We start from the raw sequence: 13,323 nt of genomic DNA on the forward strand, positions 1-13,323 counted from the left end.
TTGATCCAGGAGGTAGCCTCTGGCATGTTGAGTGACAAGCGAATCGTTTCGCACTGTCTGTTCGGAGATGATGAACAATGCTCGAACTGCGTCTGCTCAAGACCTTCCTGGCGGTGGTTTCGGCCGGGTCCGTGCGCGGGGCGGCCGAGGCCCTGCACCTCGCGCCCTCCACCGTGACGGCCCAGCTCAAGGGTCTGGAAGACTCCCTGGGCGCGCCGCTCTTCGACCGCGTGGGACGCGGCGTGCTCCTGGCCGAACAGGGCAGGCGGCTCCTGGCCCACGCCCGCAGGCTGGTGGACCTGGAGGCCGAGGCGCGCCGGGCCCTCTCGGCCCGCGACGACGAGGCGGGCGAGCTGGCCCTGCGCGTCTCCGAGAGCCTGGGGGCCTGGCGTCTGCCCGGGGTGCTGCGCCGCTTCCGGGAGCGCTTCCCCCAGACGCGCCTGCGCGTGGACAAGACCTCCCGCCAGGGGTTGGCGCGCGACCTGGCCCACGGGGTGACGGACGTGGCCCTGCTCCTGGGCGAGCCTTTCACGGGGCCGTCGCTGGCGGTGGAGGTTCTCGGGCGCGAGCCGCTCACGGTGATCCTGCCGCCGGGATCGCCCCTGGACGGCGGCGTGGCCAGGCCCGAGGACCTGGCGGGGATGCCCCTGTTCCTCACGCGCTATGTCTGGAGCGCGCGGCGGCTCATCGAGGAGGCCCTGAGCCGGGCCCACGTGCGCCCGGAGGCGGTGGTGGAGTGCTCCAGCGTGGAGATCGTGAAGCGTTGCGTGGCCTCGGGGCTGGGGGCCTCGGTGTGCCCGCTGTTCGCCGTGCGGGCCGAGGCGGCGCGGGGGGAGCTTTCCCTGGCCGGGTTCAGCGGCGGGCCGCTCTGGGCCAGCGTGCTCCTGGTGCGCCACGAGGGGCGCTGGCTCTCGCCCGCGGCCGGGGCCTTCCTGGAGGCGGCGAGGGAGTGCTTCACCCCCGCGCGGGCGTGAGGGGGCAATCCACCCGCGTCCAACCAGCACCTAACCAGTTTCACCCCCGCGCGGGCGTGAGGGGCGCGCCGGATTCCGCGTGTTCGGGACCTGCCAGGGGCAGGCGCACCACGAAGCGCGCGCCGCGCCCGGGGCTCGATTCCGCGCGGATGTCGCCCCCGTGGCTGTTCACCACGATGAACCAGGCCACGGCCAGGCCCAGGCCCGTGCCCTCCCCGGGGGGCTTGGTGCTGAAAAGGGGCTCAAACACCCGCAGGCGAACGGATTCCTCCATGCCGGGGCCGTTGTCCTCAATCTCCAGCACGCCCATGCCGTCGGCGGCGTGGACGCGCACCACCAGCCGGGGCGGCGCCGGGGGCGCATCCCTCGAGGCCATGGCCTGCGCCGCGTTGACCAGCAGATTGTAGACCACCTGCTCCAGGTCCGAGGCGGAACAATGCACGAGCGGCATGTCCGGAGCGTATTCCCGGACGATTTCTATGGAGCGGAAGTCGTACTTCTTCTTGAGGTCGTAGTCCGTGGCCGCGATCTCGATGGTCTTGTCCGCCAGTTCGGGCAGGGACACCGGCACGCGGGCCGATGCGCTCTTGCGGATGAACCCCAGCATGTTGCGCACGATGCGCGCCGCGCGCTCGCCGGATTCGCGCACCGTGTCCAGGAAGGTGAAGATGCCCCGGCGCTGGAGGTAGTCCCGGAGGATTTCGAGGTCCGCGCCGGAAGCCAGCGCCGCGGCGCGGTTGGCTTCGGCGGACGGATCGAGCCTGCGCTGGATGATCTGCACTGCCTGGAGAATGCCCGAGAGGGGGTTGTTGATCTCGTGGGCCATGCCCCCGGCCAGGCTGCCGATGCTGTTCATCTTCTCCGACTGGATGAGCAGGGCTTCCAGGCGAACGCGTTCGGTCACGTCGTCCACGCGCACCACGGCCCCGTCCACCCCGTTGGCCACCAGGGGGCTGGCCAGGATGTCCATGTAGCGCGTCCCCTCGGCCCCGGGGAGGGCGCTGGCCGTCAGCTCGAGGGGGGCGACGTCCCGGGGGCCGCGCTCCACGTGGTCCACCCGCTGGGCGAGCCAGGGGAACACCTCGGTGAGGGTCCTGCCCAGGGCCTGCCCGGGCTCCAGGCCCGTGAGCTTCTTCGCGCCCCGGTTCCAGTGGGTGATGCGCTCCCGCGCGTCCATCCCGATCACCGCGGAGGGCATGGACTCCAGGAGGTTGGCCAGCAGGTTGCGCATGGCGGACAGGTCCCGGGCGGAGCGTGTCACTTCGTCCTGGCGGCGCTGGAGCGCCTGGGCCATGGCGTTGAAGCGGCCGGCCAGTTCGCGGAATTCCAGGCAGCCGCGCGCTTCGTCGGCGCGCGCCTCCAGCTCTCCCTCGCCCAGGCGCGCCGCGGCCGCGCGCAGGCCCTCCACGCCGTCCAGGATGGCCCTGCGTCCCAGCCGCCGCGAGACGGCAAGGGCCAGCAGGCCCGCCAGGGCTGTGAGCAGGAGGTTGCGCGCCAGGTTGCGTTCGGCCCTGCCGAAGATGTCCTCGTTGGAGAAGGAGACCGCCACGCTGACGAAGGGTTCCCGATCCCCCTCCAGGCGCAGCCTGGAAAAGACGAACAGGCCCGGCGCGCCGCCGGTTCGCCTGTCCGAGAACCAGCCCTGGTCGCTCTGTGCCGTGCGGATGCGCCCCCACACCGCCGGGGAAACGGCGGTGCCCACCGTGCGGTCAGGTTCCGTGGGGAAGGCCAGCATGCGCACGCCCTTGGAGTCGATGAAAGCCACCCTGGCGGAAGAGGGCATGGGGTAGCCCTCCAGGAAGCGCTCGTACATGGAGAGCTTGTAGGACAGGACCAGCACCGCGTCCGGGCGGCCGTCCGGGGCTTTGAGCGGCATGGCGAACACCTGGATGGGCAGGCCGGAGGATCGCCCGTGGATGTGATCCCCGGCGCTGAAGTGGCCGGAAGCCATGGCCCGCTGGAAGTAGGCGCGGTCGGAAACGTCGGTCCCCGTGAACGGGGCCAGTCCCGAAGCCACGGCCCTGCCCGGGGCGTCGGCCAGGAAGACGTTGGTCAGCTGCGGGTTGTCGGCCAGGATGCCCGCGAACACCTCGGCGCAGTTGGGGAGATCGCGCGTTTGCACTATGTTTGTGCGGGCCAGGGCCGAGAGCATGGCCCGGGCCTCACCGGCGGAGGCCTTGTGCAGGGCGGCAAGGCTCCTGGCCAGGCCCTGGGCAGTTTCCAGGGCGTCGCGTCGGGCGATGTCGCGCTGCTCCAAGCCGGTCAGCACCAGCATGATCGTGGCCGGGATCAGGGCGGCCAACACCACCAGGGTCAGGGCCCGGGCGAGGGTCCGACGGGATGCGGTGGTGCTGCCGTGGGCTTCCATAAGCTCCCCGGAGGATGGATCGAAAGAATGGGATGGTGTTTGATCGTAAATACCAAATAAGGGGGGAAGTCCAGTGAAAGGATCGGGCGGCCGGTCAGGGCGCGGGCCTGAACAGATAGCCCGAATGGTAGAGGCCGCCCTCCACCGCGCGCACGGCCTGGCCGGTACCCACCCCCGCTCCGGCGATGACCGCCTCGGCGTCCGAGACCGGCAGCAGCGGGAACACGGCCGGAGGCCCCGGCGGCGCGGACCCTGCCGCCAGGAAGAGCCGTGCAGTGAGCACGCCGTCCTGGGCCTGGGCCAGCTCCAGGCGCACGTAGCACAGCCCCTCGCAGGGGCCGTCCGGGGCGTAGTTTCCCAGGCGGGCGGTCCAGGCGGGCGGCAGGGGGGTGCGGGGCAGCTGCTCGAAGGGCAGGGGCATGGCCTGCCCCTGGAGCACCAGGAAGCGTCGGCCGTCCGTCTGGGCCGGGCGCACGGAGAGCTCGCGGTCCAGGCGCGGGAAAAGCCCGGCCAGCGTGTCGCGCTGCACGGCGAAGGCCCCGTCCAGCAGCGGGACCATCTCGAAAGCCCGGCCCGGGATGTCGGCGTAGAGGCCGGCCCCGGCCAGGCGCACGTGGCCCAGCTGCGCGCCCACGGTGGCGTAGGGACCGGCGAAGGAGGCCAGTTCCTCGGCGGCCAGGCGCACGACCCTTGGCGGCGGGACGCGGGGAGGGGGCGGGGCGCGCCGCCTGGTCCTGGCCTCCAGGGCCATGTCCAGGGCCATGAGCGCCGCCTGGGGCAGGAAGCGCGAGGCCTCCATGGAGTTGGAGAGGAGCGCCACCCCCAGGTCCTCGTCGGGCTGGACCACCATCAGGGTCTGGAAGGGGGCGGCCGCGCCGCCGTGCCACCAGAGCCTGTGGCCGTCTGCCATGGAGAGCCCGGAGACCATCCAGCCCAGGCCCATCTCCAGGCCGAAATCCAGTGGATGGCCGGGGAACTGCACCACGCCCATGCGCTGGGTCCACTCCTCGGTGAGCAGGCCCCGTCCGCCCGAGAGCGCGAAGCTCATGAAGCGCGCCATGTCCCCGGCCGTGGAATAGAGCGACCCGGCGGGCTGGTCGCGCAGGGGCGGGCTCGGGGCCGGGCGACCCGCCACGTAGCCCTGGGCCAGACGCCGGGCCAGGGCGGGAGTGAGCTCGAAACCCGAGTCCGCCATGCCCAGGGGGGCCAGCAGGCCCCGGCGCATGGCCTCGGCGAAGGGCAGGCCCTCCACCTCTTCGATTGCCCGGCCAAGCAGCGAAAAACCCACGTTGGAATAGCGCCACTCGCGCCCGGGCGGGCTGCACAGGGACTCCCCCGCGATGCGGGGGATGAAGGCCTCCAGGCTCTCGGGGCGGTCGGTCCACATGCCTGCCAGGATGTCCGTGGGCAGCCCGGAGTGGTGGGTCATGAGCATGCGCGGGGTGATGGCGGCCTCGGGGAAGCGGCTGCGCACGGCGAAGGCGGGCACGTGGCGGCGCACGTCGCCGTCCAGGTCCAGGCTACCGGCCTGGGCCAGCATGGCGGCGCGGTAGCTTGTGACCACCTTGGAGATCGACCCCATGCGCCACACCGTGTCCGGCCCGGCGGGCGCGTCTTGCGCCTCGTCGGCCCAGCCGAAGCCCTGCATCCAGGCGATGCGCGGTCCGTCCAGCAGGACCACGGCCAGTCCCTTGACCTGGTTGGCGCGCATCTGGCGCGTGAGGAATTCCGTGAGGCGCTTCTTGAGGGGAGCGTAGGGGTCGGCCGCGGGCGCGGACGCGGGGAGGAGCAGAAGGACGCACGCCGCCAGAGCGAGGGCGAGGCGTCCCATGGGGTCAGTCTCCGGCGAGCAGCCCGGCCAGGAGGCCGGCGCACTGCTCCACGCTGGCGTCCAGGTCCGCGTGGGAGGTGTCCAGGGAGAAGTCGCAGGCCTGGCGGTAGAGGGGTTCGCGCTCGGCGAACACGTCGGCCAGGGAGCGTCCGTCCGGGCGCACGAAGGCGCGGCCGTCCGCGCCCTGCACGCGCTCCAGGAAGTCGTCCAGGCCGATGCGCAGGTGCACCACCGGCCCCAGGGACTTGAGGCGGTCCACCGCCTTGCGGCTGTAGACCACGCTGCCCCCGGTGGAGACCACCGTGCGCTTCACCCCCAGGGTGGCCACCATGGCTTCCTCGGCGGCCAGGAAGCCCGTGAGGCCGCGCTCGTCCAGGATGGCCTGGAGGGGCTGGCCCAGGGTGGCCTCGATGAGCCGGTCCGTGTCCAGGTGCGCCCATCCGAGCCGGGCGGCCAGGGCCTTGCCCAGGGTGGTCTTGCCCGCTCCCGCGATGCCTATGAGGCTCACGCAGCGCTCGTCGGAGATGCGCCCCAGGGGCGCGAAGGGAGTCATGGCCTCAACCGCCAAGATAGGCCTTCTTCACGTCCGGGTTGTCGCGCAGTTCGTCGCAGGGGCCCTGGGCCACGATGCGTCCGGTGTCCAGCACATAGCCCCGGTGGGCGAAATCCAGGGCCAGACGGGCGTTCTGCTCCACCAGGAGGATGGTCATGCCCTGCTGGTTGAGCTTCTTGAGGGTGCGGAACATGTCGTACATGAGCAGGGGGGCCAGGCCCATGCTGGGTTCGTCCAGGAGGATGAAGTCGGCCCCGCTCATGAGGGCGCGTCCCACGGCCAGCATCTGCTGCTCGCCGCCCGAGAGCGACTCGGAGCGCTGCTTGCGGCGCTCCGACAGCCTGGGGAAGAGCTCGAAGACGAAGTCCAGGTCTTTGGCGGCGCGGTCTTTGTCCTGGCGGGCGTAGGTGGCCAGGGTGAGGTTGTCCATCACGGAGAGGTTGCCGAAGATGTGGCGTCCTTCGGGAACCAGGGCCATGCGCAGGTTGGCCACCACCTGATGGGGCGGCACGGGGAGCAGGCTCTGTCCGTTCAGGGTCACGTCGCCCTCGGTGACGCGGGGTCCTTCGGGCGGCCCCAGGCGGGCGATGGTCAACAGCGTGGTGGTCTTGCCCGCGCCGTTGGCGCCGATGAGGGTGACGATCTCGCCCTTCTCCACGGTGAAGCTCACGCCGTGCAGGGCCTCGATGTTGCCGTATTTGACCTTGAGATTGGAGACGCAAAGCATCAGATGGCCTCGTCGCCCAGGTAGGCTTTGATCACCGTGGGGTTGTTGCGGATGTCCTCGGGGTTGCCCTCGGCGATGGTGGCGCCGAAGTCGATCACCTTGATCCATTTGCACAGGCTCATGACCACGGTCATCTGGTGTTCGATCATCCAGATGGCCAGGTCAAACTCCTTGTAGATCCATTCGATCAGGCGGATGAGCTCCACCACGTCGGAGGAGGGCAGGCCCGCGGCGGGCTCGTCCAGGAGCAGGAGCTTGGGCTTGGTGGAGAGGGCGCGCGCGATCTCCACCTTGCGCTGGGTGCCGTAGGAGAGGTTGGGGGGGAACTCGTTGGCCAGGTCCTTCATGCCCATGAATTCCAGCAGCTCCATGGCGGTGCGCTCGATGGCGGCTTCGCGGTCGGCGTAGCGCTTCGTGCGCAGGATGGAGTCGGCCAGGGAGTAGCCCAGGCGGGAGTGCTGGCTCACGCGGATGTTGTCGAGCACGGTCATGTCGTTCCAGAGGCGGATGTTCTGGAAGGTGCGGGCCACGCCCAGGCTGGTCACCTGGTGGGGCTTCATGCCCCGGGTGTTCACGCCGTTGATCGTTATGGAACCCGACGAGGGCTGGTAGAAGCCGCTGACCAGGTTGAACACGGTGGTCTTGCCCGCTCCGTTGGGTCCGATGAGGGCGTTCAATTCCCGGCCTTCAAGGCGCACCGAGAAGTCGTTGACCGCGATGAGCCCGCCGAAGCGCTGGGTGAGATCGGTGATTTCGAGCAGGGCCATGGCTATTTGAACCTGTAGTAGCGCTTGAGTTTGGGGAAGATGTCCGAGAGCTCGCGGTTGCCCATGATGCCTTCGGGCCGGAACTGCATGAGCAGGATGAGCAGCAGGGGGATGGCCACCCATTTGAGCTGCTCCAGGGGCTTGAGGAATTCGAGCATCACCGCGAAGACGATGGCCGAGAGCACCGACCCCGTGAGCGAGCCCATGCCGCCCAGGTAGACCATCACCAGACACTCGGTGGAGCGCAGGATGGTGAAGGAGGCCGGGTTCACGAAGCTCACCATGTAGGCGAAGAGCCCGCCCGCCAGGCCCGCGAGCCCGGAGGAGAGCATGAAGGCGATGAGCTTCATCTTGTTGGTGTTCACGCTCATGATCTCGGCGGCCACCTCGTCCTGGTGGATGGCCATCACGCCCTTGCCGAGCGTGGAGTAGACGAAGCGGCGCAGAATCCAGATGGTGAACACCACGCCCAGGAAGATCCACACGAGCATCCAGGGGAGCTTGGCCACGGCGTCCATGCCCTGGACGATCTTGCCCATGCCCATGAATCCCCGTGGGCCGCCCACGGCCTCAACGTTTTCGATGGCGCTCTTGATGATGTAGCCCGCCGCCAGGGTGATCACGGCCAGGTAGTCGCCGCGCGTCTTGAAGGAGGGGATGGCCACCACGAGCCCGGCCAGGGCGGCGGCCACGAAGCCAGCCGCAAGGACGATCGGGAAGGCCCATGGGCTCCATGCCATGGAGAGCAGCGGCTGGCCGAACACCTGGTCCGGCACGAAGAGGAACACGCCCAGGATGGAGGAGGCGTAGGCCCCCACGGCCATGAACCCGGCGTGGCCGCAGCTGAACTCGCCCATGTAGCCGTTGACGAGGTTCAGGCTGGCCGAAAGGATGATGAAGATGCCCATGCTGCACAGAAAGGTGATGGCGTACTGGCCCAGAATGCCCATCTTGGCGGCGGCCACGGCCATCAGCAGCAGGGCTGCCAGGAGAGCCGGAACGGTGAGTGACTTGCCCATGGCTTAAATCTTCGTGGTTTTGGGCTTGCCGAAAAGCCCCGTTGGCTTCCAGGTGAGGATGCCCAGAAGGATGGTGAAGCTGATCAGGTCGCGCAGTTCGGAGCTGAAGGTGGCGGCCACGGTCACTTCCAGGAAGGCCAGGAGGAAACCGCCCACGAAGGCGCCCCGGATGTCGCCGATGCCGCCCACCACGGCGGCCACGAAGGCCTTCCAGCCCACCAGCGCGCCCATGAAGGGGTCCAGCACGGGGAAGTTCATGGCGTAGAACATGCCCGCGAGGCCGGCCATGGAGGAGCCCAGGAAGAAGGTGAAGATGATCACCGCGTCCAGGGGGATGCCCATGAGGGGCACGGCGAATTTGTCGTAGGACACGGCGCGCATGGCCATGCCGAGCTTGGTGCGCGTGACGATCCACTGGAGCAGGGCGAACACCAGGAAGCTCACGGCGATGCCCGAGAGCTTGGTGATGGTGATCTTGGCCCCCAGCACGTCGAACACGGTGCGCGGCAGGAGCGTGGGGAAGGAGAGGCGGCTCGTGCCCAACAGCGACAGGTTGCCGTATTCCAGGATGATGCCCATCATCAGGGCCGTGATGACCACGTAGAGGCGGTTGGCCCCCTTGAGGCGCAGGGGCTTGTAGGCCACGCGCTCGATGAACACGCCCACCACGGAGGTGAGCACCATGGTCAGGGGGATGGTCACGGCGAAGACCACCAGCTTGTCCGTGCCCGAGGCGATGGAGACGCTCTGGCCGAAGTAGAAGACGGCGGCCGAGAACACCACGAACACGCCGCCGACCACGGCGGGGTAGTTCACGTTGAGGGCCTGGCCGTGACTTCGCTTCCTGCCCAGCCACCAGGCCATGGCGAAGGTGGGCAGCAGGGCGAAGAAGCCCGCGAAGGCCAGCTTCACCGCAACGGGCGAGGCGGGCGGGATGAGCGCGTGCTGGCCCATGAGGAAGGTGGCGGCAAAGAAGGCGATGTAGGCCCCCACCATGAAGATGTCGCCGTGCGCGAAGTTGATGAGCAGCAAAACGCCGTAGACCAGGCAGTAGCCCAGGGCGATGAGGGAGTAGTAGCTCCCCAGCTGCAAGGCGTTGAGCGCCTGTTGGATGACGGTGTCGAGCATGTTGGTCCCGAGGCTGACGGATTAAGGGCCGCTGGAAGGGAACGTCGGGGGCGCGGGCGTGCAGCACGCCCGCGCCCCATGGGGTCGATCGGTTACGGGCAGACGGACTCGTGGAAGGAGAACTCGCCCTTGTCGGTGATCTTGACGATCACGGCGCACTTGACCGGGTCGCCGGTCTTGCCGTCGTAGCTCATCTTGCCGGTGATGCCATCGTAGCCGCGCATGGAGGCCATGGCGTCACGCAGGGCGGTGCGGTCCTTGGCCAGGTCGCCGGAGGGGGCGCCCATCTTCTGGACGGCGGCCAGCACCATGCCGGTGGCGTCCCAGGTGAGGGCGGCCACGTCGTCGGGCACCTGCTTGAACTTGCCGGTGAAGGCGTCGATGAACTCCTTGGTCGCGCCCTTGGCGCCGGCAGCGGCGTAGTGGGTCACGAAGTACTGGCCCTTGCAGTCGTCGCCGCAGAGGTTCATGAGTTCGGCGGAGCCCCAGGAGTCGGAGCCCAGGATGGGGCCCTTGAAGCCCAGGTCGCGGGCCTGCTTCACGATCAGGCCCACTTCGTTGTAGTACTGGGGCACGAAGAGCATGTCGGGGTTGGCCTTGATGATCTTGGTCAGCTGGGCGGAGAAGTCCACGTCCTTGGTGGTGAAGGTCTCGTAGGCCACCACGGAGCCGGCGCCGTTGGTCTTCTCGAAGTCCTTCTTGAAGAACTCGGAGATGCCTTTGCAGTAGTCCTGGTCCACGGCGTAGAGCACGGCGGCCTTCTTGGCCTTGAGCTGCTCGGCGGCGAACTTGGCGGCCACGGGGCCCTGGAAGTCGTCGAGGAAGCAGGCGCGGAACACGTAGGGGCGGTCAAGGGTGGTCTTGGGGTTGGTGGACCAGCCCGAGATCATGACGGTCTTGTTGTTGTTGGCCACTTCGGCGGCGGGGATGGCGCGGCCGGAGCCCTGGGGGCCGACCATGGCCAGCACTTTCTCGCCCTCGATGAGCTTCAGCGCGGCGTTCACGGCGGATTCGGGCTTGGCCTCGTTGTCCACGTAGACGAATTCGAGCTGGTACTTTTTCCCGCCCACGTCCAGGCCGCCGGCGCCGTTGATCTTTTCCTTGAGCATCTCGGCGGCGTTCTTGCTCATCTCGCCCACTTTGGGGATGTCGCCCGTGAGCGGGATGTTGAAGCCGATTTTAATGGTGTCGGCGCCGAATGCGGCCGCCGGGAAGGCGAAGGCCGCGACCAGCAAGGCAACGAGGAATTTTTTCATTGACCGCTCCTGTGGTTGGGTTGGGCGTGATTGCCCGCAATGAAGCCTCTCCACAAACGTCCGCCGCGATGCTGCGGCAGGCATCTGATAGCGTAACCGGCAATGAAAAAAAAGTACAAAATTGCAAAAATATCGTTGTTCCGGCCAGAGGAACGCCAAAAACGTGCATCGTTTCGCTCAGCGGAACCGTGCCGGGCCGCACTGCGCCCGCGCCCGGAATTGTTGAAGATGCCCGGCGTGCCCACGAAACCTGAATCGAAGCAATGAGCTTGATTATCCTGGATTTCACACCATTGCAACAGTCACTCCCCGTCTGGCTGCCGCCGTTGTCATTGGAGCGCGTTTTGGTTAGGTTTACGCCCCCGGTTCGACCAACAACGGAGGCCACATGTCCACCGACGCCCTCGAGATCGTCCACGAGCACGCACGGGAAGGCGCTCAGTTGCGCGAACGTTTCTTTCGCGAGAACGGACAGGCCGTGGTCGCCGCCGGGCGCACACTCGCCCTGTGCCTCGCCAAGGGCGGAAAAATCCTCTTCTGCGGCAACGGCGGCTCCGCGGCCGACGCCCAGCACCTGGCCGCCGAGTTCGTCAACCGCTTCCAGCTCGAACGCCCGCCGCTCCCCGCCCTGGCCTTGACCACCGACACCTCCGTCCTTACAGCCATCGGCAACGACTACGGCTTCGACCAGGTCTTCTCCAAGCAGGTGCAGGCCCTCGGACGCCCCGGCGACGTGCTCGTGGGCATCTCCACCTCGGGCAACAGCCCCAACGTGGTGGCCGCCATGCGCCTCGCCAGGGAAAAAGGGCTGACCACCATCGGCATGGCAGGAAAAAACGGCGAGATCGTCCAGTTCAGCGACCTGGCGCTCCTGGTGCCCCACGGCGTCACCGCCATGGTCCAGGAGATCCACATCGCCTGCGGGCACCTGCTCTGCAAGCTGGCCGACCACTACCTCTTCGAGGCCGTCATGGAACTCAAGCCATATCTCGACGCCGCGCCCTGAAAGCGCGGCCCCAAGGAGCTCACCCAATGCCCATCTACGAATACCGCTGCAACCAGTGCGGCGCGGACTTCGAGGAACTCGTCTTCGGAGACGCCAAGCCCCCCTGCCCCCAGTGCGGCTCCCAGGACACCGGCAAGCTCATGAGCGCCTGCCGTCACACCGCCGGACACAACCCAGGCGGCTACCAGGGGTCCACCGTTCCCGCCTCCGTCCCCAGGAGCGGAGGCTGCGCCGGATGCTCCGGCGGGAGCTGCTCAACGTGCAAATGAGCCTCACCATCGCCACCCGCGGCTCCAAGCTGGCCCTCTGGCAGGCCCACCACATCAAGGGACTCCTCGAAGCCCGCCACCCGGGCCTGGGCGTCCAGCTGCTCATCCTCAAGACCCAGGGCGACAAGATCCTCGACGTGCCCCTGGCCAAGGTGGGCGGCAAGGGCCTCTTCGTGAAGGAGATCGAGGAAGCCCTGGCCGACGGACGCGCCGACCTCGCCGTGCACTCCATGAAGGACGTGCCCGTGGAACGCCGCCCGGGCCTGGTCCTCGGCCCCATCCCCCGGCGCGAAGACCTGGCCGACGCCCTGCTCGCCACGCAGTACCCCTCCCTCGAAGCGCTCCCCCGGCGCGCCGTGGTGGGCACCTCCAGCCTGCGCCGCCAGGCCCAGCTCCTGGCGCTGCGCCCGGACCTGGAGATACGCATGCTGCGCGGCAACCTCGACACCCGCGTGGGCAAGCTCCTCGACGGCCAGTTCGACGCCATCGTCGTGGCCGCCGCAGGTCTCAACCGCCTGGGACTCACCGCGCCCCACAACGTCCGCCTCGGCCCCCCGGACTTCCTCCCCGCCGTGGCCCAGGGGGCCCTCGGGCTTGAATTCCGCGCCGACGACGCCAAGACCCGCGACCTCACCGCCTTCCTCGACCACCCCGACACCCGCGACGCCGTGGACGCCGAACGCGCCTTCCTCGCACGCCTCGAAGGCGGCTGCCAGGTGCCCATAGCCGCCCACGGACGCCTCGAGGGCGACCAGGTGGCGCTCACCGGACTCGTAGCGGACCCCGACGGCAAACGCCCCGTGCGCGCGGAACGCCGCGCGCCCCGCGGGCAGGCCATGGAACTGGGACGCCTCGTGGCCGAAGACGTGCTGGCCCAAGGAGGAGGCGACATCCTCCGTGCCGTCTACGGACAAGGCAAAGCCTAGAATGCACGCGGCGGGGACGGCGGAGAGGAGGGGGGGAGCGCCTCCGGCGGGCAAAGAGGGCTCCGCCCTCTCTGCACTCTCCCGCCAGGGGGAGAGCCTCCCCCCGGACCCGGCGATTGCTTCGCGGGTTTCACCGGCCACGACTTCGGGTGCTGGTCCGTACGCGGCACGGCAGCAGACACCCGCCGGGAACGCGCCTCAAGGCAGGCGCTTATCCCGGCGGACTGCCATCGCCGCAAGCGGCGATGCGCAAGGAATTTGTCTTCAGAAACCCAAAAGAGTTCTTGATCCAACCCCTTGCGCGAAGCGCCACGGCCCCCCGCGCGGGGATTCGCGGCTTTGCGCGAATTCCCGCGCGACAGGCAACGCATGCGCATCCGGTGAAGCCCGCGAAGCCGAAAGGGAGTGCAGAGGGCGTAGCCCTTTGCCCGCCGGAGGCATATTCTCCTTCCGTCCTTCCGCACCTCCTTTCGCCGTACTTCCCGCCCCTCTCCCTTCT

The 13,323-nt window shown here is 68.5% G+C and carries 13 protein-coding genes; 5 read left to right on the plus strand and 8 right to left on the minus strand.

The window, feature by feature from the left end:
- The first annotated feature begins 77 nt into the window (after positions 1 to 77).
- On the plus strand, positions 78 to 974 hold the full coding sequence (locus tag NNJEOMEG_RS05440; protein ID WP_173082083.1) for a LysR family transcriptional regulator: 897 nt from the start codon (positions 78 to 80) through the stop codon (positions 972 to 974).
- Between the two features lie 40 nt (positions 975 to 1,014).
- Here NNJEOMEG_RS05440 and NNJEOMEG_RS05445 read toward each other — a convergent pair whose 3' ends face one another.
- From NNJEOMEG_RS05445 to NNJEOMEG_RS05480, 8 genes are all read right to left on the minus strand, one after another.
- Complete coding sequence (locus NNJEOMEG_RS05445) at positions 1,015 to 3,342, minus strand: ATP-binding protein (RefSeq protein WP_173082098.1); 2,328 nt, start codon at positions 3,340 to 3,342, stop codon at positions 1,015 to 1,017.
- A 94-nt stretch (positions 3,343 to 3,436) separates the two neighbouring features.
- The gene (locus tag NNJEOMEG_RS05450; RefSeq protein WP_173082100.1) at positions 3,437 to 5,173 is read right to left on the minus strand and encodes a serine hydrolase domain-containing protein; all 1,737 of its coding nucleotides are present in this window, start codon (positions 5,171 to 5,173) and stop codon (positions 3,437 to 3,439) included.
- A gap of 4 nt (positions 5,174 to 5,177) precedes the next feature.
- The gene (gene thrB / locus NNJEOMEG_RS05455) at positions 5,178 to 5,726 is read right to left on the minus strand and encodes a homoserine kinase (protein WP_173082102.1); all 549 of its coding nucleotides are present in this window, start codon (positions 5,724 to 5,726) and stop codon (positions 5,178 to 5,180) included.
- Positions 5,727 to 5,730: 4 nt separating this feature from the next.
- Positions 5,731 to 6,456 (minus strand): ABC transporter ATP-binding protein, encoded by a 726-nt coding sequence (locus NNJEOMEG_RS05460; RefSeq protein WP_173082198.1) that lies wholly within the window; start codon positions 6,454 to 6,456, stop codon positions 5,731 to 5,733.
- Entirely contained in the window at positions 6,453 to 7,220 is a 768-nt protein-coding gene (locus NNJEOMEG_RS05465) for an ABC transporter ATP-binding protein (RefSeq protein WP_173082104.1), read from the minus strand. Before NNJEOMEG_RS05465 ends, NNJEOMEG_RS05460 begins: the two co-directional genes overlap by 4 nt.
- Before the next feature lie 2 nt (positions 7,221 to 7,222).
- Positions 7,223 to 8,239 (minus strand): branched-chain amino acid ABC transporter permease, encoded by a 1,017-nt coding sequence (locus NNJEOMEG_RS05470; RefSeq protein WP_173082106.1) that lies wholly within the window; start codon positions 8,237 to 8,239, stop codon positions 7,223 to 7,225.
- Between the two features lie 3 nt (positions 8,240 to 8,242).
- Positions 8,243 to 9,367 carry a branched-chain amino acid ABC transporter permease gene (locus tag NNJEOMEG_RS05475; RefSeq protein ID WP_173082108.1) on the minus strand — a complete coding sequence of 375 codons (1,125 nt, stop codon included), beginning with the start codon at positions 9,365 to 9,367 and terminating at the stop codon, positions 8,243 to 8,245.
- Between the two features lie 92 nt (positions 9,368 to 9,459).
- Positions 9,460 to 10,623 (minus strand): ABC transporter substrate-binding protein, encoded by a 1,164-nt coding sequence (locus NNJEOMEG_RS05480; RefSeq protein WP_173082110.1) that lies wholly within the window; start codon positions 10,621 to 10,623, stop codon positions 9,460 to 9,462.
- On the opposite strand from NNJEOMEG_RS05480, the gene NNJEOMEG_RS05485 reads away from it, so the two are divergent.
- From NNJEOMEG_RS05485 to hemC, 4 genes are all read left to right on the plus strand, one after another.
- On the plus strand, positions 10,623 to 10,877 hold the full coding sequence (locus tag NNJEOMEG_RS05485) for a hypothetical protein (RefSeq protein ID WP_173082112.1): 255 nt from the start codon (positions 10,623 to 10,625) through the stop codon (positions 10,875 to 10,877). The two genes, NNJEOMEG_RS05480 and NNJEOMEG_RS05485, sit on opposite strands and share 1 nt — an antisense overlap.
- Before the next feature lie 134 nt (positions 10,878 to 11,011).
- On the plus strand, positions 11,012 to 11,629 hold the full coding sequence (locus NNJEOMEG_RS05490; RefSeq protein ID WP_173082114.1) for a D-sedoheptulose 7-phosphate isomerase: 618 nt from the start codon (positions 11,012 to 11,014) through the stop codon (positions 11,627 to 11,629).
- A gap of 26 nt (positions 11,630 to 11,655) precedes the next feature.
- Positions 11,656 to 11,898: an FmdB family zinc ribbon protein gene (locus tag NNJEOMEG_RS05495; RefSeq protein WP_173082117.1), complete on the plus strand. Its 243-nt coding sequence runs from the start codon at positions 11,656 to 11,658 to the stop codon at positions 11,896 to 11,898.
- Positions 11,889 to 12,824, plus strand: coding sequence for a hydroxymethylbilane synthase (hemC, locus tag NNJEOMEG_RS05500; protein ID WP_173082199.1), 936 nt, complete (start codon positions 11,889 to 11,891; stop codon positions 12,822 to 12,824). Before NNJEOMEG_RS05495 ends, hemC begins: the two co-directional genes overlap by 10 nt.
- The last annotated feature ends 499 nt before the right edge of the window (positions 12,825 to 13,323 follow it).

It is taken from the genome of Fundidesulfovibrio magnetotacticus, from assembly GCF_013019105.1.
GTDB classification, from domain to species: Bacteria; Desulfobacterota; Desulfovibrionia; order Desulfovibrionales; family Desulfovibrionaceae; genus Fundidesulfovibrio; species Fundidesulfovibrio magnetotacticus.